The sequence below is a fragment of the Propionivibrio limicola genome (assembly GCF_009469695.1).
GTDB classification, from domain to species: Bacteria; Pseudomonadota; Gammaproteobacteria; order Burkholderiales; family Rhodocyclaceae; genus Propionivibrio; species Propionivibrio limicola.
Genome location: NZ_SSSR01000005.1, coordinates 61,226 through 87,334 on the forward strand (window position 1 = coordinate 61,226; position 26,109 = coordinate 87,334).

At 61.2% G+C, this 26,109-nt stretch carries 27 protein-coding genes; 10 read left to right on the forward strand and 17 right to left on the reverse strand.

Annotated elements, in window-relative coordinates:
- Nucleotides 1-2: 2 nt before the first annotated feature.
- Nucleotides 3-683 (reverse strand): response regulator, encoded by a 681-nt coding sequence (locus tag GH659_RS06150; RefSeq protein ID WP_153110202.1) that lies wholly within the window; start codon nt 681-683, stop codon nt 3-5.
- Nucleotides 676-2,154 (reverse strand): ATP-binding protein, encoded by a 1,479-nt coding sequence (locus tag GH659_RS06155; RefSeq protein WP_170285834.1) that lies wholly within the window; start codon nt 2,152-2,154, stop codon nt 676-678. The genes GH659_RS06150 and GH659_RS06155 overlap by 8 nt, the downstream gene beginning before the upstream one ends.
- Nucleotides 2,155-2,270: 116 nt before the next feature.
- Here GH659_RS06155 and GH659_RS06160 point away from each other — a divergent pair, with 116 nt between their 5' ends.
- The 3 genes from GH659_RS06160 to GH659_RS06170 are packed head-to-tail and all read left to right on the forward strand — an operon-like array spanning nt 2,271 to nt 7,079.
- Nucleotides 2,271-3,680: an efflux RND transporter periplasmic adaptor subunit gene (locus GH659_RS06160; RefSeq protein WP_153110206.1), complete on the forward strand. Its 1,410-nt coding sequence runs from the start codon at nt 2,271-2,273 to the stop codon at nt 3,678-3,680.
- Nucleotide 3,681: 1 nt separating this feature from the next.
- Nucleotides 3,682-5,658, forward strand: a complete 1,977-nt coding sequence (locus tag GH659_RS06165) for a MacB family efflux pump subunit (RefSeq protein WP_153110208.1) — start codon at nt 3,682-3,684, stop codon at nt 5,656-5,658.
- 8 nt (nt 5,659-5,666) lie between these two features.
- Nucleotides 5,667-7,079, forward strand: coding sequence for an efflux transporter outer membrane subunit (locus GH659_RS06170; protein WP_153110210.1), 1,413 nt, complete (start codon nt 5,667-5,669; stop codon nt 7,077-7,079).
- An 82-nt stretch (nt 7,080-7,161) separates the two neighbouring features.
- Here GH659_RS06170 and GH659_RS06175 read toward each other — a convergent pair whose 3' ends face one another.
- The 3 genes from GH659_RS06175 to GH659_RS06185 all read right to left on the reverse strand — a co-directional run bounded on the left by GH659_RS06175 (nt 7,162) and on the right by GH659_RS06185 (nt 8,933).
- Nucleotides 7,162-7,545: a cupin domain-containing protein gene (locus GH659_RS06175; protein ID WP_153110212.1), complete on the reverse strand. Its 384-nt coding sequence runs from the start codon at nt 7,543-7,545 to the stop codon at nt 7,162-7,164.
- A gap of 89 nt (nt 7,546-7,634) precedes the next feature.
- Nucleotides 7,635-7,817, reverse strand: coding sequence for a tautomerase family protein (locus GH659_RS06180; protein ID WP_153110214.1), 183 nt, complete (start codon nt 7,815-7,817; stop codon nt 7,635-7,637).
- Between the two features lie 48 nt (nt 7,818-7,865).
- Nucleotides 7,866-8,933 carry an alpha/beta fold hydrolase gene (locus GH659_RS06185; protein ID WP_211364126.1) on the reverse strand — a complete coding sequence of 356 codons (1,068 nt, stop codon included), beginning with the start codon at nt 8,931-8,933 and terminating at the stop codon, nt 7,866-7,868.
- A gap of 101 nt (nt 8,934-9,034) precedes the next feature.
- On the opposite strand from GH659_RS06185, the gene GH659_RS06190 reads away from it, so the two are divergent.
- The 4 genes from GH659_RS06190 (at nt 9,035) to GH659_RS06205 (ending at nt 12,522) form a co-directional block, all read left to right on the forward strand.
- On the forward strand, nt 9,035-9,967 hold the full coding sequence (locus GH659_RS06190) for a LysR family transcriptional regulator (protein WP_153110215.1): 933 nt from the start codon (nt 9,035-9,037) through the stop codon (nt 9,965-9,967).
- Nucleotides 9,968-10,086: 119 nt separating this feature from the next.
- Nucleotides 10,087-10,401 carry an iron transporter gene (locus GH659_RS06195; protein WP_153110217.1) on the forward strand — a complete coding sequence of 105 codons (315 nt, stop codon included), beginning with the start codon at nt 10,087-10,089 and terminating at the stop codon, nt 10,399-10,401.
- The gene (locus tag GH659_RS06200; RefSeq protein WP_153110219.1) at nt 10,398-12,179 is read left to right on the forward strand and encodes a PepSY-associated TM helix domain-containing protein; all 1,782 of its coding nucleotides are present in this window, start codon (nt 10,398-10,400) and stop codon (nt 12,177-12,179) included. Before GH659_RS06195 ends, GH659_RS06200 begins: the two co-directional genes overlap by 4 nt.
- Nucleotides 12,180-12,195: 16 nt before the next feature.
- Nucleotides 12,196-12,522, forward strand: coding sequence for a DUF3325 domain-containing protein (locus tag GH659_RS06205; RefSeq protein ID WP_153110221.1), 327 nt, complete (start codon nt 12,196-12,198; stop codon nt 12,520-12,522).
- Between the two features lie 45 nt (nt 12,523-12,567).
- Here GH659_RS06205 and GH659_RS06210 read toward each other — a convergent pair whose 3' ends face one another.
- Together GH659_RS06210 and GH659_RS06215 are read right to left on the reverse strand one after the other, a co-directional pair.
- On the reverse strand, nt 12,568-13,923 hold the full coding sequence (locus GH659_RS06210; RefSeq protein ID WP_153110223.1) for an ATP-binding protein: 1,356 nt from the start codon (nt 13,921-13,923) through the stop codon (nt 12,568-12,570).
- The gene (locus GH659_RS06215; RefSeq protein WP_153110225.1) at nt 13,920-14,660 is read right to left on the reverse strand and encodes a response regulator; all 741 of its coding nucleotides are present in this window, start codon (nt 14,658-14,660) and stop codon (nt 13,920-13,922) included. The genes GH659_RS06210 and GH659_RS06215 overlap by 4 nt, the downstream gene beginning before the upstream one ends.
- A 107-nt stretch (nt 14,661-14,767) precedes the next feature.
- Here GH659_RS06215 and GH659_RS06220 point away from each other — a divergent pair, with 107 nt between their 5' ends.
- Both GH659_RS06220 and GH659_RS06225 read left to right on the forward strand, forming a co-directional pair.
- Nucleotides 14,768-16,987 carry a FepA family TonB-dependent siderophore receptor gene (locus GH659_RS06220; RefSeq protein ID WP_153110227.1) on the forward strand — a complete coding sequence of 740 codons (2,220 nt, stop codon included), beginning with the start codon at nt 14,768-14,770 and terminating at the stop codon, nt 16,985-16,987.
- Nucleotides 16,988-17,340: 353 nt separating this feature from the next.
- Nucleotides 17,341-18,312 (forward strand): LysR family transcriptional regulator, encoded by a 972-nt coding sequence (locus tag GH659_RS06225; RefSeq protein WP_153110229.1) that lies wholly within the window; start codon nt 17,341-17,343, stop codon nt 18,310-18,312.
- 74 nt (nt 18,313-18,386) lie between these two features.
- Here GH659_RS06225 and GH659_RS06230 read toward each other — a convergent pair whose 3' ends face one another.
- The 6 genes from GH659_RS06230 to GH659_RS06255 form a co-directional block, all read right to left on the reverse strand.
- Complete coding sequence (locus GH659_RS06230) at nt 18,387-18,812, reverse strand: ExbD/TolR family protein (protein ID WP_153110231.1); 426 nt, start codon at nt 18,810-18,812, stop codon at nt 18,387-18,389.
- Between the two features lies 1 nt (nt 18,813).
- A complete protein-coding gene (locus GH659_RS06235) occupies nt 18,814-19,548 on the reverse strand; it encodes a MotA/TolQ/ExbB proton channel family protein (protein ID WP_153110233.1) in 735 nt (244 codons plus the stop codon).
- Nucleotide 19,549: 1 nt separating this feature from the next.
- Nucleotides 19,550-20,329, reverse strand: a complete 780-nt coding sequence (locus GH659_RS06240) for an energy transducer TonB (protein WP_211364127.1) — start codon at nt 20,327-20,329, stop codon at nt 19,550-19,552.
- A 118-nt stretch (nt 20,330-20,447) separates the two neighbouring features.
- On the reverse strand, nt 20,448-22,334 hold the full coding sequence (gene feoB / locus GH659_RS06245) for a ferrous iron transporter B (RefSeq protein WP_153110235.1): 1,887 nt from the start codon (nt 22,332-22,334) through the stop codon (nt 20,448-20,450).
- Nucleotides 22,331-22,654: a FeoA family protein gene (locus GH659_RS06250; protein WP_211364128.1), complete on the reverse strand. Its 324-nt coding sequence runs from the start codon at nt 22,652-22,654 to the stop codon at nt 22,331-22,333. The genes feoB and GH659_RS06250 overlap by 4 nt, the downstream gene beginning before the upstream one ends.
- Nucleotides 22,655-22,746: 92 nt before the next feature.
- Nucleotides 22,747-23,562, reverse strand: coding sequence for a transporter (locus GH659_RS06255; protein ID WP_153110237.1), 816 nt, complete (start codon nt 23,560-23,562; stop codon nt 22,747-22,749).
- 52 nt (nt 23,563-23,614) lie between these two features.
- Here GH659_RS06255 and GH659_RS06260 point away from each other — a divergent pair, with 52 nt between their 5' ends.
- Nucleotides 23,615-23,824, forward strand: coding sequence for a hypothetical protein (locus GH659_RS06260; RefSeq protein ID WP_153110239.1), 210 nt, complete (start codon nt 23,615-23,617; stop codon nt 23,822-23,824).
- A 53-nt stretch (nt 23,825-23,877) separates the two neighbouring features.
- On the opposite strand, the gene GH659_RS06265 is transcribed toward GH659_RS06260, so the two are convergent.
- The 4 genes from GH659_RS06265 to nrdD form a co-directional block, all read right to left on the reverse strand.
- Nucleotides 23,878-24,351 carry a threonine/serine exporter family protein gene (locus GH659_RS06265; protein ID WP_153110340.1) on the reverse strand — a complete coding sequence of 158 codons (474 nt, stop codon included), beginning with the start codon at nt 24,349-24,351 and terminating at the stop codon, nt 23,878-23,880.
- Complete coding sequence (locus GH659_RS06270) at nt 24,348-25,091, reverse strand: threonine/serine exporter family protein (RefSeq protein WP_211364129.1); 744 nt, start codon at nt 25,089-25,091, stop codon at nt 24,348-24,350. Before GH659_RS06270 ends, GH659_RS06265 begins: the two co-directional genes overlap by 4 nt.
- Before the next feature lie 155 nt (nt 25,092-25,246).
- On the reverse strand, nt 25,247-25,918 hold the full coding sequence (locus GH659_RS06275; RefSeq protein WP_153110243.1) for an anaerobic ribonucleoside-triphosphate reductase activating protein: 672 nt from the start codon (nt 25,916-25,918) through the stop codon (nt 25,247-25,249).
- Entirely contained in the window at nt 25,918-26,100 is a 183-nt protein-coding gene (gene nrdD / locus GH659_RS06280) for an anaerobic ribonucleoside-triphosphate reductase (RefSeq protein ID WP_246167748.1), read from the reverse strand. The genes GH659_RS06275 and nrdD overlap by 1 nt, the downstream gene beginning before the upstream one ends.
- Nucleotides 26,101-26,109 lie beyond the last annotated feature (9 nt).

Genomic DNA, 26,109 nt, shown 5'->3' on the forward strand with positions numbered 1-26,109 from the left:
AATCACGCCGGTTCGTATTTGTAGCCGATGCCATAAACCGAGCGGATGAGCTCCGCATCCGGCGCGGCCTCGGCGAGCTTGCGCCGGATTTTCTTGATGTGGCTATCGACGGTCCGGTCGGCGACGATGCGGTCGTCGCCGTGCATCGCGTCCATGAGCTGTTCGCGGGTGAAAATCCGTCCGGGTTGCTCGGTCATCTGTTTGAGCAGCTTGAACTCGATGGCGGTCAGGCCGAGATCGCGGCCGTGCCACGCCGCCTGCCAGCGCGCCTGATCGAGCGCCAGCCCGGCATTTCGGTCGGAACGTAAAGACGCGGAATTGATGCGCCGCAACACTGCCTTGACCCGGGCGACCACTTCACGCGGGCTGAACGGCTTGCAGATGTAGTCGTCGGCACCGAGTTCGAGGCCGAGCAGCCGGTCGGATTCCTCGACACGCGCCGTGGTCATGATGATGGCCAGCTTGGCGCCGTTCGCACGCAGGGCTCGACAGACGTTCTGACCGGACAGTCCGGGCAGCATCAGATCGAGCAACAAGAGATCGGTGGAGTTTTCTCGCAGCCACGGGACGACCTCGTCGCCGCGCCTCAGGCGATGGGTCGCGTAGCCGTCGCGGACCAGATAGTCGTGCAGGATGGCGGCGATCTTGTCCTCGTCCTCGACGATCAGGACATGCTCAGTCATGGTGAGACTCCGATAGTGACATATGGGGCAGCGGGAATTGGATGCGCCAACTCAGGCCGCCCAGCGGGCTGTGTCCGCCTTCCAGACGGCCGCCGTGGTCTTCGATGATCGCGTTGGCGATGGCCAGCCCGAGGCCGCTGCCGCCACTCGCGCGATCGCGCGCTTCATCGACCCGGTAAAGGCGTTCGGTCAGGCTGGCCAGATGCTGCGGATCGACGCCGGGCGCCGAATCCTGCCATCGCAGGCACGCCTCACCGTGTTGCCGCGTCAGTTCGATGCGCAGACGGCGTGGCGGATCGGTATAGCGCAAGGTGTTCTGCAGCAGGTTGCCGAGAACTTGCTGCAGGCGGATCTCGTCGCCGTGGATCAGCACGTCGGAGGCAAGTGACAATTCGACAGCCAGCCCACCTTCGGCAATCGTTTGCTGGCTTGCTTCCAGGCAATCGCGGACGACCTCCCCCAGATCGAGTTCGGCAAAGTGATAGCGCAACGCCCCCAGGTCCGACAACGACAGCAGATGCAGATCCTCGACCAGCCGCGTCAGCCGGTTGCTCTCCTGCGCCAGAGAGTTCAGCCCGGCCCGTGTCAGCGGTCGAACGCCGTCCTGCAAGGCTTCGATTTCCGCACGCAAGGTGGTCAATGGCGTGCGCAATTCATGCGCGATGTCGGCGATCCACTGCCGGCGGGAACGCTGGACGCTCTCCAGAGCACTGGCCAGATTGTTGAAATCGGTCGACAGCTGGGCGAATTCGTCGTGGCCGACCACCGCGATGCGCGTGCCGTAATCGCCCTCCGCCAACCGGTTGGCTCCGTTGCGCAGGGCGTTGAGGCGACGCGCCAGCCAGTGCGCGATCAAGGCCGCATTGATCAGCACCGCCGCCAGCATGCCGATGGCGATGGCGAGAAAGCGGTGCGCCTGCTGTCGCTGGAATACCTGCTCCAGCGACTCGACCATCGCCAGCCGCGGAATGTACGCCAGATAGCCGACGACCTCGCCATCGACTTCGATCGTCTTGCGCAACGCCTGCTCGACGCGGTCCGCCGGACCGATCAGAACCTCGCCGTCGCGGTCGAGCAACAGCATGCGCGGGTCGATGGTCAGCGCCGGTGGCGGCGCGCTCCTTTCCTCTCCCGCCATCGGACGCTCTCCATGCGGATGGCGCAAATAGCGGCTGTTTCCTAACACCTCCTCGCGCAGCATGCTCTGCCAACGCGGCTTATCGTCGGCGATCCACGTCCAGTCGGCCGCGTGCTCGCGATAGCCGTCGGCAAGTCGCTGAATCAACGGCGTCAGGCGCGCTTCATCGGCCTTGTTCAGGTATTCGAGCAGCCCGCGATCGAAGCTGTGGCTGTAGATCTGGTAGGCCGCAACGACGAGTACGATATTCGCCCCGGCGATCGCCAGAAAGAGTTTGACGCCCAGCGTATACAGGTGACGGCGCCAGCCTTTTGGGTGACGGGGTGGGTTCATATGCGGAGTGAAGACCAGAGACGCAACAAAGCGTAAATGATAATCCATCCCAATTGCTTCCTTAATTTCTTGTTAACTTCCGGCTCGTTTATCGAAATTTATTCGAGCGGAGCGATATGGATAGAAAAGAGGGTCAGAGCAAGCTACGCGGGCTTGCCGGTCGGGTTCTCGCCCGCGTTTCTCCCCCGGCACTCGGTCTTTTGATCGTTTTTGCCGGCGGCGGGCTTTTGCTGGGCACGTGGTCATGGAGCAGGAACGGCCAGGCATCGGAAGAGTTCATCAGCGTCGAGGTACGCCGAGGCGATATCAAGGATCTCGTTGCGGCCACCGGCGCGCTGCAACCCCGGGATTACGTCGATGTCGGGGCGCAGGTATCGGGGCAGTTGAAGAAAATCCATGTCGAGGTCGGGCAAACGGTCAAGGAAGGCGAACTGCTGGCCGAGATCGATGCCGAGCAGTCGGCCGCCAAGGTCGAAGCCGCCCTCGCCCAGTTGCGTTCGCTGGATGCCCAGTTGGAGCAAAAGAGGCTGAGTCTGGTCAAGACCGAACGCGATCTTGCGCGCTTCCGCAACCTGGTCGCCGAGGAAGCCGCCACGGTCGAAAGCCTACAAAACGCGGAAACCGAGGTCGCCAACATGAAGGCGCAGATGGCCCAGTTGCGCGCCCAGATCGATCAGCTCCGGGCGACGACGCGCGTCGAGCAAGCCAACCTCAAATACACCAAGATCTACGCGCCGATGTCCGGCACGGTGGTCAGCATCGCCGCGAAAAAAGGCCAGACTCTGAACACCAACCAGTCGGCGCCCACGCTGATGCGCATCGCCGACCTGGCGGTGATGAACGTGCAGACGCAGGTTTCCGAAGCCGACGTGAGCAAATTGGAGATGGGCATGGAAGCTTACTTCACGACACTGGGCGGTCAGGGGCGGCGCTGGTACGGCAAGCTGATGAAGATCGAGCCGACGCCGACCGTCACCAACAACGTCGTTCTCTACAACGCCCTGTTCGAGGTGCCCAACGACACCGGGATGCTGATGACCCAGATGACCGCGCAGGTGTTTTTCGTCGTAGCGCAGGTTCACAAGGTGCTGGTCATCCCGATGTCGGCTCTGAGCCAGCTCGGGCCAGCCGATGAAACGAAATCCCCACGCAGCAAAGCAGAAGGTGAAGCACGAGTGGGGCGTCGCGATGGCGCTAGCGAACAACGCCAACGCCGCACACCGGATTCTTCGGCCCCCAAGGGGCAACACGAGGCGCGGGTTCGGGTGCTCCTGTCCGATGGCTCGATCGAGGAACGCAAGGTGAAGATCGGCGTCAGCAACCGCATTCACGCCGAGGTCATCTCCGGCCTGAAGGAAGGAGACAAGGTCGTGGCCGGCGTGCGTACACAGGAAAAATCGTCGGAAAAAGCCCAGGACAAGGCACGCGGCCAGGATTCATCGAATCGCCAGTCGGCCATGCAGCAGCCGATGCCCGGCGTGCCGGGTATGCCGGGTGGCGCAGGTGGCATGAGTCGGGGTCGATAAGATGAACGTGCAGGAAGCGCAACCAGCACCACCGCCTTGCCCGCCGACGCCGCTCATCGAACTGCACGGCGTCACCAAGACCTACCAGAGCGGCGAACTGGCCGTCCAGGTGTTGCACGGCCTCGACCTGACGATCCACGAAGGCGAGTTCGTCGCCATCGTCGGCGCGTCGGGCTCCGGCAAATCGACGCTGATGAATATTCTCGGCTTCCTCGACCGTCCGACGTCCGGCGCCTACCTGTTTCGCGGCAAGGACGTTTCCGGCCTCGACCGCGATGCGCTGGCCGAATTGCGACGCGAGGATTTCGGCTTCGTCTTTCAGAGCTACAACCTGATTGCGACAGCCACCGCCGCCGAGAACGTCGAAGTGCCGGCCATGTACGCCGGCGTGCCGCCCGCCGAACGGCACCGGCGCGCCAACGCGTTGCTCGACGTGCTCGGCCTTTCCGATCGCGGCCACCATCGCCCGAACCAGCTCTCCGGCGGTCAGCAGCAAAGGGTGTCGATCGCCCGCGCGCTGATGAACGGCGGCCGGGTGATTCTGGCCGACGAGCCGACCGGCGCCCTCGACAGCAAGAGCGGTGCCGAAGTCATGAAGTTGCTGAAGGAACTCTCGGAAGCCGGCCATACGGTCATTCTGATTACCCACGCCACCGAAGTCGCCGCGCATGCGGCACGCGTTATCGAATTGCGCGACGGCAACGTGATGTCGGATTCCGGATCGTGCCAGCCAACCGACTTGCCTGCACCGGAAAACCTACCAACGGTTCGCGAGACCAACAGTGCGGCCGACCTCTTCGAATCGGCGAAAAGCGCCTTGCGGGCCTTGCGCGCCAACATCTTCCGCTCGGCGCTGACCCTGCTCGGCATCGTCATCGGTGTCGCCTCGGTCATCGCCATGCTGGCCATCGGCGACGGCGCGAAGCAGGAAGTGCTCGACCGGATCAGCGCGATGGGCTCGAACCTGCTGCTGGTGCGCCCCGGTGCGCCGAATCAGCGCGGCTTTCGCAATACGGCGACGCTCGTGCTCGCCGACGTGCAGGCCATCGACAAGGAAGTGCCGAACGTGCTGGCCGCCGTGCCCGAGCAGGAAAGCAGCTCGACGCTGCGCTACGAGGAATCGGACTACTCGACGAGCATCATGGGCACCTCGGCCAAATTCCCGCTGGCGCGGCAATGGCCGGTCGCCGAAGGAACCTTCTTCTCCGACGAGGACGAAGCCGCTTATGCGACGGTCGCCGTGCTCGGACAGACGGTGGCACGCGGCCTGTTCCCGGATGGCCGTTCGCCGCTCGGGGAGTACGTACTGGTCAACAACCTGATTTTCCAGGTGATCGGCGTCATGTCCGCGCGCGGCGCCTCGCCGAACGGCCAGGATCAGGACGATGTCGTTCTCGTGCCCTACCAGACCAGCCAGCTGCGCCTGTCCGGGCAGCGCTTCCTGCGCAACGTGACGGTGGCGGTCGCCGACGTGCGCCACATCAACGCGACGCAGACCGCCGTCGAATCGCTGCTGACGGCACGTCACGGCACGGTCGATTTCCAGATCCGCAACATGGCGTCGATCATCGATGCGGCGACCGAAACGCAGAACACGATGACGCTGCTGCTCGGCTCGATCGCCGCCATCTCGCTGCTGGTCGGCGGCATTGGCGTGATGAACATCATGCTGGTCAGCGTGACCGAGCGGACGCGGGAAATCGGCATCCGCATGGCGACCGGTGCGCGCACCAGCAATATCCTGCAGCAGTTCCTGATCGAAGCGCTGGTCGTCTCGGCGCTCGGCGGACTGATCGGCATCGCCTGCGGGCTGGGCACAGCGGCGGTCATCGCGGCGTTCGGCACGCCGATCCGCTATTCGCTGCTGCCCGTCGTTCTCGCTTTCGGCTGTTCGTTCGCCACCGGCCTCGTCTTCGGTTATTTGCCGGCGCGCAAGGCGGCCGGTCTCGATCCGGTCGTCGCGCTGGCCTCGGAGTAGAAAATCCAATGATCGTCAAAGACTCACCGCGTTTCAGCCGTTCCCTGACGGCGATGGCGACGGCGCTCGCGCTCCAGCTCGGTGCGTGCACCATCCACGAACCCACTTCGTTGCCACGGATGCAACTGCCGGAAAAATGGAGCGAATCGGTCCCGACCGGGGCGGCGCTCACCGGCGTCGAGGCCGATTGGTGGAAGGGCTTTGCCTCCACCGAACTCAATCGCCTCGTCGACATCGCGCTCAAGGACAATCCCGATCTGCTGATTTCAGCCGAACGTATCCGGCAAGCCGAGATTGCTCTGGGCATCACGCAGGCTTCCCGCCTGCCGAATGTCGGCCTGAGCGCCGGCAGTTCGCAAAGCCGCCGCACGCCGGACGGCGAGTCGACTACGCGCACCGAGGCCAGCAGCCTCGGCGTGTCGGTCAGTTACGAAGTCGATCTGTGGGGAAAGATCGCGGCGAACGTCGCGGCCGGCGAAGCAAGCCTGAAGTCGACGCGTTTCGATTACGAGGCGTCCCGGCTGTCGCTGATCGCCAGCGTCGCCAGCGTCCACTTCCAGTCGCTGACGGCGAGTGAGCGGCTGCGCATTGCGCAGGAAAACCTCTCGCTCGCGCAACGCATTCTCGCCATTGTCGAAGCGCGCCACCGGAATGGCATCGCCACCCGCCTCGATGTCTCGCAGCAACGCACTACCGTCCTGTCGGCACAAGCGGCCCTGATTCCGCTCGCCGTGCAGGTGCGCCAACTGCATTCGGCGCTCGCCCTGCTGCTCGGTCAAATACCGCAGCAAGCCGCCTTCGCCGACGAGGAATTGTCGCGGCTGAGCATTCCGGTAATCGCCCCGGAAATGCCGCCGGCGCTGCTGACGCGCCGCCCGGACATCGCGGCGGCCGAAGCAACGCTGGCCGCCAACGACGCCAACGTCGCCGCCGCGCGTGCCGCCCTCCTGCCGAGCGCTTCGCTGTCGCTCTCCGGCAGCCTGAGCAGCGCCGTGCTGCTCGATCTGGCCAGCCCGACGCGCAGTGTCTCCACCGCCTTGTCGCTGGCGCAGAACATTTTCGACGGCGGCAAGCTGCGTCTGCAAACCGAAAGCGCACGTTCGCAACGCGCCGTGCAGATCATCACCTACTCGAAAACGGTACGAACCGCGCTCAAGGAAGTCGACGACGGACTCGGCAACATCGAAAAATCCGAACGTCAGGAAGCGGCCCAGCAAGCCGTGCTGGAGCAATCTTCACGCTCGCTACGCCTCGCCGGGTTGCAATACCGCGAAGGCACCGGCCAATTGCTCTCGGTGCTGGAGGCCCAGAAAACCGTTTTCTCCGCCCGCGACCAGCTGGCCACCCTGCGGCTGGCCCGGTTGCAGGCGGTGATCGATTTGAGCAAGGCGCTGGGCGGCGGTTGGCGGAATGAACTTTGACGCCTCGCGTTACGAGCGGCGCCAGATCGCCGTCGACGGCCAGCCCCTCCCCGCATCACTCGCAGTAATGGCTATTCAGACATTACATCCAGCTGGGCGTGCCTTCGGCCGGCACGCCATCGGTTTCAGTGAACTGGTTCAGGCTGTTGGCTTTGCTCTGGATACAAACGAAGCGCAGCGAGCTGCCGGCATCCGCCTTGATGCAGCGTTTGGCGACCGGATCGACACGCAAGACATCGCCTTCGCACAGAGCCAGCTCTTCGCCATCGAGATAGAACAGCCCTTTGCCGGAGAGGATCAGATACACCTCTTCGTTTTGCTGATGCGCGTGCACAAACGGAACCGCCACGCCTGCCGGCAGCTCGTTGATGGAAACTTCCGAGCCGGTCAGGGCAAGGTCGTTGTGCAGGGTGATACGGCCGAGTGTTTTGATATCGCCGAGTGTGATGCGTTTGTAGTTAGCCATGTTTTCTACTTTCCGTTGAGAGGTTGGATCGATTATTTCGCCACGGGTGCGGTCGAAAAACTGTAGTGCGAGAACTTCCGGATTGGCGATCAGCCGCCGAACAATTGGCCTGCCCCGGCCCAGTCTGAAGGCGCCAAGTCTTCGAAAATGACGTAGATGTACTTCGGATCAGTCCCGGTATTGCGGACGATGCTTTCCGTAATTTCGGCAGCGACCGCTTGTTTTGTGGGGGTGTCTTTCCCTTCGAACCAGCTGACACGTACGACGGGCATGAATATCTCCTTGCGTGGAAAAATGGTGGGAAATGAGCGTCAGATTGATCAACGCTCAAGAAAATCGCGAAGGTCTTCCGTGAACTTGAACGGGTTCTTGAACATGAGGAAGTGGTCGCCCTGTTCTTCTTTGCGATAGACATGGAGCGAGGCATTCGGGATGACCGAGGCCATCCAGCGCTGGCTGGGTACGTTGGCGCTGTACTCCCCGGTAAAAATGGCCACGGGCAGATCAATCTTGTGCCGAATGACATCGCGCCAGTCGTTCGTGACATGGTCGAACAGGATCAGCGACAGGTACTTCGGATCGTTCTTGATGAATTCCGCCACGAATTTCTCCGAGTTCTCGTAATACGGAGAATCCATGGCCACGTAGCGCTCAAACAACTTCGTGTCGGCAATCAGGCTATTCACTGGGATACCGGCCGTGAAAGCGGCGATCATGCGCTCCGGCGAGGTCGTCATTCCACCGGCTTCCAGTCTTTCCTGTTCCGACCAATCGGCATGGGAATAAATGGAGATAGGCTCATCGACAAAGATGGCCTTGCGCATGGCTTGACTGCCGAACAGGTCGATGTAATTCCACAGGACGGAGGCACCCATCGACCAGCCCAGATAATCTGCCGATTTCAAACCGAGGTGATCGCCGAACTCCTTTACGTCCATCGCGTAACGCGAGATGCGCAGGCCGTAGTCGCCCCGCTCGGAGAGTCCCTGATTGCGCGGGTCCAGCACATAGACGCGGTAATGCTTGCTGAGCAGGTACATCACGTTGATGAACTCGGCGCCGCCCGCCGACCAGCCGGGGATGATCACCAGTGGCTTGCCTTCGCCTGCTTCCCAGTAGGCGAGCTTCACGCCATCGCTGGTCTTGAAGCTGTTGATTTGCAAGGCCGTGAAGTCCGACAACCTGGCCGGCAAGCCTGCCAGCGTGTTGGGAAAGGTAAAGTCGCGCCCCAACACGTCGATGGCCGGCGCCGCCAGCGCAAGGCTGGACGAAACGATCAGGGAAAGCGCATACAGCGCTGTACGGATACCGCATCCGACGGCTCCGTGACCGATTTTGTCCGCCAGGACTGCACCCATATTGCCCGTTCTGCTGATGGCAATTTTCATCGTTTTCTCTCGCTAAAAGACCCAGTGCCCGCACTTTAAGACTTGAAACCCCTATGGATAAATGGTCAAAATTGACCATCACTTGAAATGGAGTGTTTCAAATGGACAGACTGCTCAGCATGAGCGTATTTGCCAAAGCGGTGGAACTTGGGTCTTTTTCTGCGGCGGGAGAGATCTTGAGGATGTCCTCCCAGTTGGTTGGCAAGCATGTGCAGACGCTGGAGCAGCATCTGGGCATCCGTCTGATCAATCGCACGACACGACGGCACCACCTCACGGAGGCAGGCCTGGCCTTCTACGAACGGGTGAAAATCATTCTCGCGGAAGTCGAAGCCGCCGAGGGAATGGCCGCCATGAGCATCGGAACCCCTCGGGGACGATTGCGTATCAATGCCCCAGTCTCGTTCGGCATCCACGCCTTGTCCAAACGTTTGCCTGAATACATGGCCGCGTATCCCGAAGTATCGGTCGACATATCGCTGTCAAACCGATTCATCGACCTCATCGACGAAGGTTTCGATGTGGCATTTAGAGTCGGAGAACTGTCGGATAGCGGCCTTATCGCCCGAGCCCTTGCGCCTTATCGCCTGCGGCTGTGTGCAGCGCCATCCTATCTGGCGAATCATCCGCCGATTACGCATCCGAACGACCTGGCACGGCACGAATGTTTAGGATTTTCGTACACCGAGTTGCGCACGCGCTGGACGTTCGAGGGGCCGGACGGCGAAATGACCGTACCTGTTTCCGGAAAGTTGATGGTCGATAGTGGGGAAGCTTTGCTGACGGTGGCACGGGCCGGCATGGGCCTGCTGCTTCAACCTTGTGAATTGGTCAGAGAGGATCTGGCGGCCGGCAGACTCGTCGAGGTACTTCCCGACTACCCCATCCCCACGCGCCCCTTTCACATTCTCTACACCCCCGACCGGCGAATGACGCCGAAGTTGCGGAGTTTTATCGACTTTGCCGTCGCAGCGTTCGGGATAAATGTTCAAGCGAACGTCGATTCAACAGGCATTCAGATAGCCCGAAGGTGACATTCAAGGACGGGTAGCAGAATGGCCGCTTTAGCGTAACGGCAAGCAGCATCAATTTTTTTGCACATTTCTAGTTAATAATAACTCTCGTTACGTTATTTGAGGTTTAGGATCGTCCCATGGCTTCAACACTCAACTTTGTCTCGTTCGCCGATCGGCGGCCCAGACTGAACACCGCCTTGCGTTCCCTGCTGGCGATCTTCGGCGGCTACGGACTGGCGGCGCTGACCTCCGCGACGCTGGCGCTCGCGTTGCCGCTGGCGCGTGTCGATGCGGTGATGGCGGCAACGATGATCGCTTTCTTCGTCTACCTGCTGGCAGTTATCTGGGCTTTCGCCACGGCGACGCTGGCCCGGGCGTTTGGCGGTCTGCTGCTGCCGGCCGGCATTCTGGCGATCTGCTTCGCCGCCTTGCCCAAAGGAGTTCCGGCATGAGATTCGACCAGCCGCGCTATTTTCGCCAGTCGATGTCCTGGGTGCACACCTGGACCGGCCTGCTGATGGGATGGCTGTTGTTCGCCGTCTATGTCACCGGCAGCCTGTCCTACTTCCGCAACGAGATCACGCTCTGGATGCAGCCCGAGCTGCATGCGGCCACACCCGACGCCAACTGGCTGCCGAGGGCCATCAACTTGCTGAACGAGCAGGGAAGCAAGGCGCAGCAATGGACGATCAACCCGCCCGGGCCGCGCAGTTCGGTCGTCGGCCTGTCGTACCGGGAAGGTACGCCGGGCGGCCGACAGCAAGAAATGGGCGGCGCCGCCAATGGCCCGCAAGGCCAACAGGGGCAACAAAACCAGCAAGGTCAGCCGCCCGAGCGGGATCGCGGCGTCAAACGCCTGACGATGGACCCGGCGACCGGCGAGGTCCTTGAGGCGCGCACCACGGCCGGCGGCAATTTCCTTTACCGCTTCCACTACCAGCTGCACGGCATGGACCGGATGTGGGGTCGCTGGATCGTCGGCATTGCGACGATGCTGATGTTCATCGCGATCATCACCGGCGTCATCGTGCACCGGAACATCTTCAAGGATTTCTTCACTTTCCGGCCGGCCAAGGGCAAGCGTTCCTGGCTCGACGGACATAACGCCACCGGCGTCCTCGCCCTACCCTTCCACATCCTCATCACGTTTTCCGGTCTGTTGCTGCTCGCCGCGCAACTGATGCCCTGGGCGGCCGATGCACTGTACGCTGGCGATCGGCGCGCCTACATGCAGGACGTACGCGGTGGCGGCGCGGGACGCGAAACGCCGGCCGTCGCCGGTCAGACCGCTCAGGCGGGCGGGCGTGGCGAGGAACGTGAAAGGGGAAGCGAAGATGGCCGTCGCGGTGATCGTGCTAATCGTGGCGGAGGCAAAGAACCGGCTGCGCTGACCGACCTTCGTCCCTTATACGCGCAAGCGCTGCACCAGTGGCCGAAACAGGGTGTCGGCGCCATCGTCGTGACCAATCCGGGCAAGTCGAATGCCACCGTTGAAATACGTCAGGCCTTCGGCGAACAACTGACGGCGCGCGGCGGCGCCGAACGCCTGCTGTTCAACGGACTGACCGGCGAGTCGCTGGAAACGCTCGAAACTCCGACCACGCAGGCGCCCTCCTTCACCCGCTCGATCTGGAACGTATTAACGACGGTGCATGAAGGCCGCTTCGCCACGGCGATGGTGCGCTGGCTGCTCTTCCTCTGCGGCGTACTCGGCTCGGCGATGGTCGCCAGCGGCCTCGTACTCTGGGTGGTGTCGAGACAAAAGGAACGCCAGGCGCTCGGTCGTGCGCCGCTTGGACATCGCTTTGTGGAAATCATGAACGTCGGCGCGGTCAGCGGGCTGCTTCTCGCCATTGCCGCTTTCTTCTGGGCCAACCGCCTCATCCCCGCCGCGCTCGAGAACCGCAGCGCTCTGGAAATCCAGACTTTCTTCGTCATCTGGGGACTCGCCTTCGTGCACGCCTTGCTGCGTCGCCACAAACAGGCCTGGGTCGAGCAGCTTTCGGCAGGCGCGGCCATGTTCGTGCTCATACCGATGCTCAACGGACTGACCGGCGGCGCGCATTTGGGACGCAGCTTGCTGCAAGGGCACTGGCAAGTGGCCAGCTTTGACATCGCCGTATTCGTGACAGGAATCCTGATGCTGTTCATCGCCTACCGCTTGCACCTCTACGTCCCCAAACCGTCTAAAAAAGGTTCGAACGGTTTGGCGATCGCCGAATCCACCTAAATTCCAAGGAGTTAATGTGAGCTTCCTGATTCTCGCCTCTTCCTTTGCCGGCTTCGGCGCGCTGTGCCTGAGCATGGAGCGCCACGGCAAACAGGTCATCGGGTCGGTACCGCCGCTTGCTTTCCAGTTGCTGGCATCGATTCTCGGCTGGGGCCTGCTGGCCCTGGCGCTGACCCTGTCGGTGCGCAACTACGGCGCATCGGTCGGCATCACGGCCTGGTTCGGCTATTTGACCCTGGCGGCCGTTGCCGTCGGCCTGTCGCTGACTTATGCGCCGCGAACGCTTCGCCATGTTGCCCCAGCCTTATTGGTGCTGGCCGGCGTGTTGGCGGTGCTGGTTTAACCCTTACGATCGACCTTTTCCGCGACCAAACCGCAATCATCCTGGTCATTCTGATCGCCAGGATGATTCGCTTGGCGCTTGGCGGGGCAAACGGATCGTCACCTGCAGTCCGCCCGCTTTCATGTTCTCCAGACAGACGCTGCCGCCGTGCCGCTGCACACACGAGCGGACGATACTCAGCCCCAGCCCCACGTTTTCATGCTCACCGGTCGTACTCGCCGGCAAACGGAAGAATGGCTCGAAGACGCGCTTGTGAAATTCTTGAGGAATTCCCGGGCCGTCATCCGTGACCCGGATTTCGACACGCCGGGGCGATTCGCTCAAGCTAATCGCCGCTTGCGACCCATGCCGCAAGGCGTTGTCCAGCAGGTTGCCCAAGGCTCTCGACAGTGCCAGCGGGTAACCGGCGAATGGCAGCGTCGGCGGCCCGGAACAACTAACGCGCTGCGCCGGCCCGGTTCGCTGGGCTACGAGCTCCTCCAACAACACGGACAGGTCGAATTCTTCACGCTTTTCCTGACAGGCCTCACCGCGCAGGAAAGACAAGGCTTCGTCGACCATCCGCTGCAGTTGCGTAATGGTCTTGAGCATGGCGTTCTTGTTCGCTCCATCCTCGACCAGCTCGGCCCGAATACGCAACGACGTGATCGGCGTTCTCAAATCATGGCTGACCGAGGCGAGCAGGCAGGTCCGGTCACGAACGTGCCGGGCCAGGTTTTCGTGCATGGAGTTGAATGCGCCGATCAACTGTTGCAATTCGCGCGGTCCTCGCTTGAGCAACGGCCCCGCCGAAACACCGTGGCTCATTTTCATCGCCGCACGCTCCAGATCGCGCAACGGACGAAGCAACCAGCGCGTGAAAAGAACGACGAGCAACAGAACGGGCAGCACGCGGTCGGCCAGTGAAAAAACAAGCGAGCGCCACCATCGATTCTGAACCGTGACGTGCTGAACCGAGACCAGCCACTGTTCGCCAAAACGAAGCGCCGTCACGAGTTCGCCACGGCCGCGGGAAAATGCTGAATCGTCGGCAAAGCCCCGTTCATTCAGCGAAACAACGATCGACTGAGGCGGCCAATCGCCAGCCTGCACAAATTGATCGGCCAGCTTCGCCTCCCGTTCATCCATCGCTCGATCGGCGAGCGGATTCCGGCGCTGCATGGAAAAGCGGACGCGCTCGGTACTGAGAGAGCGCAGCATCAACTCGCGATCACACGTCCCGCAGGTGGCCAGCAGACGAGTGGCGACCACAACGCGTTCGATCGCCTGGTTCCGGGCGATTGGATGCAGTTCATCGCCCACCCTCACATTGATCAAAACGCCGATCAGGTGGGCCGCCGCAATTCCGGCGACAAGCAGGAGGCTCAATTGGGCCGTCAACGAAGCGGGGCGAAAAATCATGCCGATGAGCGAACGACATCGGCGGTCAGAATGTAACCATCGCCCCAAACCGTGCGCAGAAGTCGCGGGTTGCGGGCATCATCGCCAAGCTTGCGACGCAACCGGCTGATCTGGCTATCGATACTCCGGTCAAACACATTCGCCTCCAGCCGGCAGGTCAGGTCCAGCAAGCGATCGCGGCTGAGGACGGTCTGCGGATTCTCGAGCAAAACCCGTAGCAGACGAAACTCCGCATCTCCGATATCCAGCGGCGTTCCGTCCTGCACATTTGAAAGCTCGCGCTTTTCGACATCCATCACCCAACTGGCAAACCGGTAGCGCGTTCGCGGCGCGCCGGAAAGAGGACTATCGGCGTGGCGTGTGCGTCGAATGACACGCCGGATCCGCGCGACCAGTCCCCGTGGATCAAACGGCTTGACGAGATAGTCGTCCGCGCCGATTTCCAAACCGGCGATGCGATCGGAGGTTTCTCCCAGAGCGCTGAGCAGAATCACCGGAATCGCCAGATGTTCATGGACATACCGGCAAAGCGACAGGCCATCCTCGCCTGGCAACATCACATCGAGCACGATCAAATCGAAGCGACTTTCGTGCAGCGCGGCACGCATCTGCTCCCCGTCTTCAGCGGCCGAAACCTCAAAACCATAGCGGCGAAGGTAAGCCGCGAGCGGCTCATGAATCTCGGGATGGTCGTCGACGATCAGAAGCCGGAGCGCGATTTGGGTAGTTTTTTGCATGGCGCGTATTTGTGTCAATTTGTGTAATCCAGAAACAAAATTATACAACTGTTGTTGCTTATCATTCTCAACGAGATTTATCGCTCGTGACATTGGAGAATGGAAAAATGCAAAGAAGCACCGAGTTGAAACTGCGCCCGCTGGTTGTCGCGGTGGGGATGGCCTGCACGTTGCCGCACTTCGCGCTGGCCCAGCAGGTCGAGAGTACGTTGCAAGAAGTCGAGGTCATCGGCACCGCCGAGGAAATGCTCAAGCAGGCTCCCGGGGTATCCATCATTTCCAAGGAAGATCTGGAAAAACGCCCGCCGGCCAACGACCTCTCCGAAATCATCCGGACCATGCCCGGCGTCAACCTGACCGGCAACTCCGCCTCCGGCCAATACGGCAACAATCGCCAGATCGACCTGCGCGGCATGGGGCCAGAAAACACACTGATCCTCATCGACGGCACTCCCGTGTCGTCGCGCAATTCGACCCGGATGGGGCGCAGCGGTGAGCGCAATACACGCGGTGACAGCAACTGGGTGCCGGTCGAAGCCGTCGAGAGCATCGAAGTCCTGCGCGGCCCGGCCGCGGCCCGCTACGGCTCTGGAGCGGCCGGCGGCGTGGTCAACATCATCACCAAGAAGCCAACGGACAAGCTGACCGGGTCGGTCACCTATTACACCAATCAACCGGAAGACAGCGACGAACAGGACACCAACCGGATCGGTTTCAATCTGGCCGGGCCGTTGAGTGAAAAAGTGTCGTTCCGCTTCTACGGCAACGCCAACAAGACCGATGCCGATGCACTCAGCCTCAACCAGGACTACGCGACTGGCACGACCCCGCCCGCCGGACGTGAGGGCGTGCGCAACCGCGACGCCAACCTGCTGCTGCGCTGGGATCTGACCGACAATCAGGTGCTGGAATTCAACACCGGTTTCAGCCGCCAGGGCAACATTTACGCGGGGGACCGTGCGGTATCGACTGCGGGCTCTGCAACTCTCAACGAGTTGGCTAACGACGGCGCCGAAACCAACACCCTCTATCGTCGAACATCATCGCTGGTTCATCGCGGAAACTGGGGTGAAGGGCGCAAGTCCAAACTGACGTTGGCCTATGAGGGCACCGACAATCGTCGCCTCAACGAGGGGCTGGTCGGTGGGAGCGAAGGCTCGATCAATACGACAGTAGCCACCTCAACGTCGGAATTGAGAAACTGGATGTTCAACGGCGAGTACAACGCCCCGCTTCAACTCGGTGGCCTGAAGCAGATGATGACGTTCGGCTTTGATGTCAAACAGGAAACCCTCGATGATCCGTGGGCGATGAGCAACACAGTCGCGGCGCTTGGCCTCAACTCGGGCCGCGACACCGATTCGGAAGCCAAAAGCTGGGCCTTGCTCGTCGAAGACAACATTGAGCTGACCGACAAGCTGATCCTTACCCCGGGCCTGCGTTTCGACCAGCATGACCAGTTCGGCAGCAACTGGAGCCCGAGCCTGAACGCCTCCTATCAGTTGCGTCCGGCAATCACGCTGAAAGGCGGCATCGCCCGCGCCTTCAAGGCCCCCAACCTGTATCAGACGAACCCGAATTACATCTACCGGTCGTCCGGCAACGGTTGTCCGCTCGGCTATCTGAACTCCCAGACGCCCGGCTACAGCGGCTGCAATATTCTGGGCAACGCCGATCTGGAAGCGGAAACCAGCGTCAACAAGGAAGTCGGCATTGACTACAACCGCGACGGTTGGGGCGCCGGCTTGACCTATTTCCGCAACGACTACAAGAACAAGGTCGTCGCCGACATGCCTGACCAGACGCCGACGCTCGTTAACGGCACCAAGCTGTTCCAGTGGATGAATGCCAAAGAGGCCGTCGTGCGCGGCTTTGAGGGGCATTTCACGATGCCGATTCTCGGCAAATACGGTAGCCGCCTGAAGTGGATCAACAACTTCACCTACATGATCGAGAACAAGGACCGCACAACTCGCCAGCCGCTGGCGACGGTGCCGGAATACACGGTCAACTCCAGTCTCGACTGGCAAGCCACGGACAAACTGTCGGTCATGGTGACTGCCACCTTCTACGGCGACCAGGAGCCGCGCACCCGGAACGCCAACGGCAGCACGACGAGCGGTACCGAAACACAGGTCCGCGACGCCTATCACCTGGTCGGCATCAGCGCCGGCTACACCTTCGACCGGAACCTGAAGGGGCGCGTTGGTATTTCCAACCTGTTCGACAAGCGTCTGTACCGCGAAGCGAACAGCAGCGGCGCCGGAGCGGCGACCTACAACGAAGCCGGTCGTGCCTTCTATGCGACGGTGACGGCGTCGTTCTAAGTCCCAGGCCCCGTCCAAGTCCCGTCTGATAATGCGGCGGGGAATCGATGAGACGAGTCGCGAAGCCCCCCGGACAAAAAAAGACCGGCGGAGCTATTTTTCTCCGCCGGTTGAAGGCTTCAGTCTTATTTCACGTGCCTCAAGAGGCCCAGCCCGCTTGCAGTCAGGCAAAACTTCTCTCAGCGGGATGAAATATAGGCGCGCTCCGCCATTCCGTAAATCGCAAAATATGCATACAAACCATACACAAAATGGAATAATAACGGCATTTCAATTACAAACACACAGCGTTCGACCGGCCAGGACTTGCAGTAGCCACCCCGGAACAGGCCGGGTCGAACCTGATACAGGCTATGAACGAAGGCTTCGAAAACGAGCAATATCTTGATCCAAAGGATTTACGGCTACTCGACGTGCTCTACACCACGCGGAGCGTGACCCGAACCGCCGAACTGATGGGGCAAACCCAGCCCCGCATCAGCATCTGGCTGAAAAGAATCCGTGACCAACTGCAGGACCCGCTGTTTGTGCGGACGTCGCAAGGCATGGCGCCGACGGCACGGGCGGAAGTCGTGGTCGGCAAGGCTCGGGAGATTCTCGATGCCATGCATCAGATTACCGACACGCCGGTTTTCGATCCGCTTACCTCGTCGCGTATCTTCCGGATGTGCATCCCCGACGGCGCACAGACGACGCTCCTGCCGAGCATGCTGCATCACATCTACAGCGTCGCGCCGAATGTGCGTTTCGAAGCCCTGCCGCTCGACAAGAACACGCCGCGCCTGCTCGAAACCGGCGAGGCCGATCTGGCCTTTGGCGGATTCGTCCCCGAAATGGTCGCCGGTTTCTACGAACAAACGCTGTTCGACCAGGCTTATATCTGCCTCGTCAACGTCAATCATCCCCGCATCAAGACTGAGCTGACGATCGACGACTTTCAGCGCGAAGCACACGTCGCCTTCGGCTACGGCCGCTCCTACGAGATCATCGAATCGGAGATGAAGCAGCGCAACATTACGCGGCGGGTATTGGTCTATCTGCCGGGTGTACTGGGCGTTGCGAAAATCATCGCCTCCACCGAGATGATCACCACCCTCCCCGGCCAGATCGGCACCATTCTCGGCAACAGCAGCGACGCCGTCCGCGTATTTCCCTGCCCGGTGCCGCTGCCGAACATCGTTGTCAAACAGTTCTGGCACGCCCGCGTCCACCGCGATCCCGCCCACCAATGGCTGCGCGGCATCTGCGCGGACGAAGCACGCGCCGGCATGGCGCAGCTTCTGGAGCACGACATCGCCGAACATATGGCCGTCGCTATCGAATGACAGGCCACAAAACAACAAAGGGCCGTATTTCGCGGCCCTTTGTTGTTTGAGGAACGGCTTTCAGTTGCAGGTTTTCAGTTGCCACCGGCCGGCGGCTGCGTCACAAAGCCAATCTTGTTCACGCCGGCGCGCCGTGCGGCGCTCATGACCTCGGCGACCGTCTCATAGCGCGTCGCCCGATCGGCCATCAGATGCACTTCCACCGCCTCATCCCGCTGCACGGCTTCGCGGAAGCGCCGTTCAATCTCTTCGCCGGCGACGGCCACGCCACCGAACTGCACCTGATTCGCCGCATCGATGCTGACCTGCAGCGCCGTAAGCGTCTGCGGAGCCGGCGCGCTCGCCGTTTTGGGCAATTCGACATTAACCGAATGCGTCAGCAGCGGAGCGGTGATGATGAAAATGATCAACAGCACCAGCATCACATCGACCAGCGGCGTCATGTTGATTTCGGCCATCGGCATCTGGCCGCCGCCCGAATTGAAGCTGCCCATCGCCATGTCAGGCCGCCTCCGACGCCAGACGCGCACGCATCGGATGAATTTGCGCGCTATTGGCGACAAACGGCTTGCCGACGGTGAAGAAGGCGTGCAGATCGTGTGCGAACGCGTCCAAGTCGGCGAGGATGACGCGATTGGCGCGTGAGAAGGCGTTGTAGGCAAGCACCGCCGGCAAGGCGACGGCCAGGCCGGCGGCGGTCATGATCAGCGCCTCGCCGACCGGGCCGGCGACCTTTTCCAGCGACGCCTGCCCGGACAGGCCGATCGCCACCAGCGCGTGGTAAATCCCCCACACCGTCCCGAACAGCCCGACGAACGGCGCCGTCGCCCCGGTCGTTGCCAGCAGCGTCAAACCGTTCTCCATGCTCGCCTGCGTCGTCGACAACTGCTGGCGCAGCGCCCGCTCCATCTGCTCGGCCGGATCGAAACGCGACGCCAGCCGACCGCTGAGCGCTTCGCAATCGCTGTTGCACAGGCTCGCCTGCGTCGCCAACTGTGCATACGGGCTGCCGGCCCCGGCTTCGAGCAAGCGATCGAGGCCGCTCGCCACGCTGGAGGCCGCCCAGAATCCGGCCACGCCGCGCGCTGCCCGACGCAGGCGCCACCAATCCCACGCCTTGGCCAGAATCAGATACCAGCTGGCCACCGACATGATGCCGAGGGCAATCGCCACCGTATGCGATATCGCGTCGCCACTGGCCCAAAGATGGGCGAAACCGAAAGCGTTTTCCTGCATGTTATTGCTCCAACTTGAAAATAATGGGAACGACTACCGAGCTTTGCACCGGCGTATCACCGCGCTTGGCAGGGATGAACCTCCATTTGCGAACAGTACGCAGCGCCGAATCATCCAGCCGCGAGCTACCCGACGACGTTTTCAACTCGACGTTCGCCGCGCTGCCGTCGGCATTGACCAGCACGCGCAGCAAGACCTTGCCTGTTTCGCCCATGCGCCGCGACATCGGCGGATATGGGGGCGGCGGATTGCGCAGATAGTCGGCATCGAAGCGTGCCGAACTCGCCGAATCGCCTTCGCCCCCCGCCGCGCCATGCGCGTTGCCGCCCGTACCTTTTCCTGATGACGAACCGCCGGACGATGCACCCGCCCCGCTTTCGCCCCCCAAAGCCGCCGCGACAGGGGCCGGGCTTGCCGGAGTCGATTCAACAGCCGACTCCGCCTTGGCGGGGACTGGAATGACCGACTCCGGTTTGCTCACCCGTTCCGCTTTTTCAATCTTGACCGGCACACTCGGCGATTTTTTCTGCACACTTGGCGCTTTCCTGGCAGACGAAGAACTGGAAGCGGAGGCGGAGGCCGCTTTCGCGGCTGGCGTTCCAAGCGCCGCCGGCAACATCTCAACAAACATGGGAGCCGGAGGCGTTATCGGAGCCGACGAATTGGCAAAGAGCAACGCAAGAAGGAAGGCCAAATGCACACCAATCACGAGGCCGAAAAGACTGCCTCGCTGCGCCGTCGTCGCCGCCGGAAACGTATCAGGCATCAGGGCATAGCTCATCGAAGTTTCCCCCTGTGCGCTCTCGCGCCACACGACATGCAACGATTAGCGATGAACGACATTGCACACATCCCTTTTTGCGTATTTCATGCGTCGCTGGGTTATGCCTGTCCGAACCTCAACCCAAGCCAAACCAGAGCGCAGTCCGGTAGGTCAGGAATGCCGCCAGATAAGCCAGCCCAAAGAGATAAACCGCCGTGATGATCGGCATCCTCCAGCCACCGGTTTCGCGTTTGATGGCGGCCAGCGTTGCAAGGCAATGCGGGGCAAAAACAAACCAGGCGAGCATGGACAGCGCCGTCGCCAGACTCCATGTCTCGGAGATCAGCGAGCCAAGCGCCTGTTCAGTTTCCTCCTCGCCTTCGGCTGACAGCGAATACACCGTACCGAGGGCACTGACAACCACTTCGCGGGCAGCCATCGCCGGGATCAACGCGACGCTGATCTGCCAGTTGAAGCCGACCGGCTCAAACGCCACCGACATCGCCTTGCCGATCTGCCCCGCATAGCTGTACTCAATCTGTGACTTGTCGCCATCTTCAGGCGCCGCCGGGAAGCTCGCCAGGAACCACAGGAGGACGCTGGAAACGAGGATGATGCCGCCAACGCGCCGGATAAAAATCGACGCGCGCTGCCACAGGCCGATGCCTACGTTGCGCACCGTCGGCAGGTGATAGCTCGGCAACTCCATCATCAAGGGACGGACCTGACGGCCGGCTGCGGTAAACTGCTTGAGCACCCACGCCACGCCCATCGCCCCGATGATTCCGGCCAGGTAGAGCGCGAACAGCACCACGCCTTGCAGCTCGAAGAATCCGCCCACCTCGCGCTGCGGAATGAATGCACCGATCAGCAACGCATAGACCGGCAGACGGGCCGAACACGTCATCAGCGGCGCGATCAGGATCGTCACCAATCGGTCGCGTGGATTGCCGATGGTGCGCGCCGCCATGATGCCGGGAATGGCGCAGGCAAAGCTCGACAGCATCGGGATGAACGAACGGCCGGAGAGGCCAACCCAGCCCATAAACCGGTCGAGCAGGAATGCCGCCCGTGGCAGATAGCCGGACTCCTCAAGCACGAGGATGAAGAAGAACAAGATCAGAATCTGCGGCAAGAACACCAGCACGCCACCGGCACCGGCGATAACGCCGTCGACGATCAAGCTCTTCAGCCAGCCGTCGGCCAGATAAGCACCGGCCAACTCGCCAACGGTGGTCGTGGCATCCTCGATCCAGCCCATCGGCGCTTCCGCCCATGAGAAAACTGCTTGGAAGACCATGAACAGAACCGCCGTCAACAATAACGGCCCGAGCACCGGATTCAGAACAAAACGATCGATGCGATCGCTCGTCGTATGCGGAACGATCTCGTCGAGGCCGAGCTTCTGCAGAATATGACGTACCGCGATGTGGTCGCCATGCTCCGTCGCTTCGACGTTCGCCGCGACCGGAGGCAGCGTACGCCATGTCGCCTGTTCATCGATCAGTTTCAGCAGCGATTCGACGCCGTTATTCTTTACCGCCACGGTACTAACGACCGGCATCCCGAGTTCCGCCGCCAAAGTTTCGGGGACGACCTTGATGCCACGCTTTTCCGCGATGTCGGTCATATTGAGTGCCACGAGGCATGGCAGCCCGAGGCGCTTGACGGCCAGCGCCAGCCGGAGATTGCGTCGCAGGTTGGTCGCATCGACGACGCAAACGACCAGATCCGGGCGTTTTTCACCGGTTGCCCGGCCATAAAGCACATCGCACGTCACCCGCTCGTCCGGCGAGCGCGGATAGAGGCTGTAAGCACCCGGCAAATCGAGGACGCGCACCGTCTTGCCGGCCGGCGTCGTAAAACGCCCTTCCTTGCGCTCGACCGTCACGCCGGCGTAATTGGCGACTTTCTGGCGGCTGCCGGTCAGCAGGTTGAACAGCGCCGTCTTGCCGCAGTTGGGGTTGCCAACCAGCGCCATGAGCAGGCCGGCCGGATGAACGTGAATGACCGCCTGTTTCATGCCTGCGCGCCTCCCAGCGCCAGCCTCTCGAGAGAAGACGACGAAGCAAATGCCTCTACGGGAACCACGCTGACACACGCAGCTTCGGCGCGCCGCAGGGCAAACGTCGATTGCCCCACCCGAACGACCAACGGATCGCCCCCGGGAATGGCACGCGCCATCAGGCTCACCTGTTCGCCGGCAATGAAGCCGATCTCCTCGAGCCAGCGCGCCCATTCAGGCGCCGCAACCGGTGCATGAACTTTCAGCACCGCCAGTGTTTCGCCGATCCCGGCTGTTTCCAGGGTTGCAGTTGAAGTGCTGCAGTCAAACTTATTCACGATAACCTCCTGCGCCGGAGCGGGTAATGAAGAATGATTAAATTTGGTACCGACGGCCCGAAACTCACTCCGGCCACCGACTCGAACTGACCTTAAAACCGCCACGTAACGCCAAGCGTGGCCGAATCCGTTTTGGTTTTCGGACTTTCATCGTCCCGCGCATGGATAAAGCCAAGCGCCAGATCGACATCCTTGCTGGGGGAATAGATCGCACCGATTTCGACGAACTTTGTACGCACGGTTTCGTTATCCGCTTTCGCCGATTCGACGCCCAAATCGAGCGCCAACTTCCACTGTTCTGAGACATCCCAGACCGGAGCGACCGACAGGCGCTTGGTGGTCGTATTCGGGTTGTCTTCGGTATTGCGGAAGCGGTCGCGACCGACGCCGGCATTGAAGTGGATGGCGCCGAACGGAACGTCTTGTGACAGGATGAAGGTCAGCGCCCCCGAGGTCTCACCCGAGCCCAATCCCTCCGCCTCGCGGCTCGAACTCACCGGGATGGCGATTTCAGGCTTGATCGCCAAGCTCGTTCCGGAAGCCTCACTCTCGAAGAAACGCCATTTCGCGCCGAACACCGTATTGGCGAAACCGTTCGCATCTCCGCCGGAAACGCTCGAATTGATGCGCGTATATTCAACCCCGATGCCCAGATCGAGCGAATCGGTGACGCCATACGTATAAACGACTGGCACGGCATGCACGCGCTCCGTCTCGCCATAAACGCGAGAGCGGTCTTGATTGTAGGAAAACTCGACCTGGTTGCCGCCCGTACCCTGCGTGCCGGTATCGTCGGTAATCAATGGCTGAAGCGCGGCGGCCGGCGCAGAAAGTCCGGCCAGAACGACGAGAGCGGGCAGACCGAGCGAAACCTTACTGCTTGATTTATTACTTGTTCTAATTGGCATCAGAAGACCTCTATAGACCTAAAAAGTTCAATGATAACGATTTACATATTACATGAGAATTATTAACATTTGCAACGACCATTTCCCCAAAGAAGCAGACAACCGCGACTACACGGCCCGCAAGAACTGTTCCGGTTCAAAACACACCGGCAAAAAGAACCTGCCGACCCAAAAAAAGGAACCGCCACTGGCGCATCCAGCGTTGCATTGTTTGCTTCGACGGAGAACAGACAAGCAACTGTCGCCCCAACAATACGGATGAAGATCCTGTTTCGTTTGTCGCACGTGCGACAAACGAAACGAACGCGCATAGTCTCAGATCAACGAACGCCGCCGATAGAACAACATCCCCGGCAAGGCAAGCCCAACGGCCAATGCGGCAACGATGAAGCACGCGCTAAGACCAGAGTTGATGGCGGCAGCCAAAAGTTCCGGCGTGACACCCGAGCGCTGCATTCTTGCCAACGAGAGCAACGCTGTAAAAATCGGCACGCCCGGAATCATGGGGATCATGGCGGCGACCGTGAAGGCTTTCGGGTGCATCCGGAGTTTCCTCCCCACGAAAACACCCAGCGTGCTCACCGTCGCCGCCGCGATGAAGGTTGCCCATTCAATCGGAGCAACCTCCCAGACATCGGCGATCAGGAAACGCAAACCACGCGCGACGGCCCCGCCTGCCGCGCACACCCCGAGCAATCTGACCGGCACGTTGAACGACACGCCGAAGCCGGTTGCCGCAAGAGCCGCCAACAACGTGTTTTCAATGAAACCAACGATAAACACGTTCATAGCCACCCCCACACATCCCATACGGAAGTCGCCAGGATGACGCCGGTGCACGTCGCCGCCGACAACATCGTCGCGACCGCCCAGCGCGTGATCCCGGTATTCATGTAGCCCTTCACCATATCGGCAACGGCGTTGATCAGCGGAAAACCGGGCACCAGCATCAGGACACTCGCCGCCATGGCGACCTTGGGGGTGCTACCAATTCCCCAGACGAGTCCCTGGGCGGCGATCGACGTTGCGACAAAAGCGGTCGCGAAGAAATTGATGAGGGGGCTGAAATGCAAGGCCGCCAGATGCTGACGCACGAACATCGCCGAACCGCTCGCCACGAACGCCACCAGACAACCGGCCAGATCGGCATGCGCCAGCCGGGCAAAACATGCGCACGCGAGACCGACGACCAGCGCCACCAGCCAGCGCGGATAACGCAATGGACGGATGACCTCAAGCCGCTCACGGTAGCCGTGGCGATCGAGCTTGCCGGTTTCGGCGTCGAGCATGGCCTGCTGCACTTCGATAAGCACATGGACATTGATCCCGCGATCCTCATTTCGCCGAACCGTCGTGATGCAATGCCGCTCGCTCAACGTCGTAACCACCACGGCGCTCGACATCAGCGCGATTTCCACCCCTTCGGCACCCAACGCAACGCCCACGCGACGCGCCGTGTTTTCCACCAGCGCACTTTCCGCGCCGTGCTGCAAGAGCATCAATGCCGTGCGCGCACACAAACGCGTCACCTCACGCTGCTCCGATTCGCTCAGGATTCTTGATTGAGGGCAAGCGGAAGATCCGGCCTGTTGTAGCCCCATCGGAAAAACCTCCAAATTTGAACAACCGTCGAAAGGCCCTTGAAACAAACATACCTACCAGAAACAGGATAGCGCTGCCAACGCTAGCGCAACTCGACGCGCCCGATTTCTGCAGCCATCGCCTCAATGAAAGACGCACTGATCGGCAGCGTCACTCCATTGACCATTCGTTTGGCCTGCAGAACGATATGATCAACGCCCAATTTCACGAGCTGCCCGGCCATGCGTCCGGCGTCCGCCGGGCTGAGCAGCGTCTCGTCCGCCGTACATCGTATCTCGTACGGTTTCCCTGAAGCCAGAACGTACGAGAGCGCGCGTTGCGCCGCGTTGCCGCTCTTCGCGCCCGTCACTCTCGGGTAATCGCAGAACGGCGCTTTGACGTCAAACCCGACCCAGTCGACCAGCGGAAACAAACCAGCCAGACGGTCCGGATAGACGCCGGCCGTGTGCAGACCGACACCGAATCCCCGTTCGCGCACCTGCCACATCGCGCCGGCCAATCCTCTTTGCAACAACGGCTCGCCGCCGCTGAACACAACGCTATCGAGCATGCCGCGCCGCGTTTGCAGCCAGTCAAGAACTTCGGTCCAGAGTGGGCCGTTGCGAACGCCCGCCGGTTGCAGGTGCGGGTTATGGCAATACGGACAACGCCACGGACAGCCCTGGCAAAACACCACGGCAGACAGACGGCCGGGGTAATCAACGGTCGAAAACCGCGTCAGCCCCCCGACCGTGATCGGGTGTAACGCGACCATCAATCGCCCCGCGCGAAACAGTCGGGCTCGGAAAAATGCTGCCGCTCACGGTGTTCGCACTGCTTGCCGAGGTTGAATTCGGTCACCGGGCGGTGATAGCCCATGACGCGCGTCCACACTTCGCAACGCTGACGCTCGTGTTCAGGCAACAGACTGGCCAAATTTTCGTTCATGGCATTCATGGTCATTCC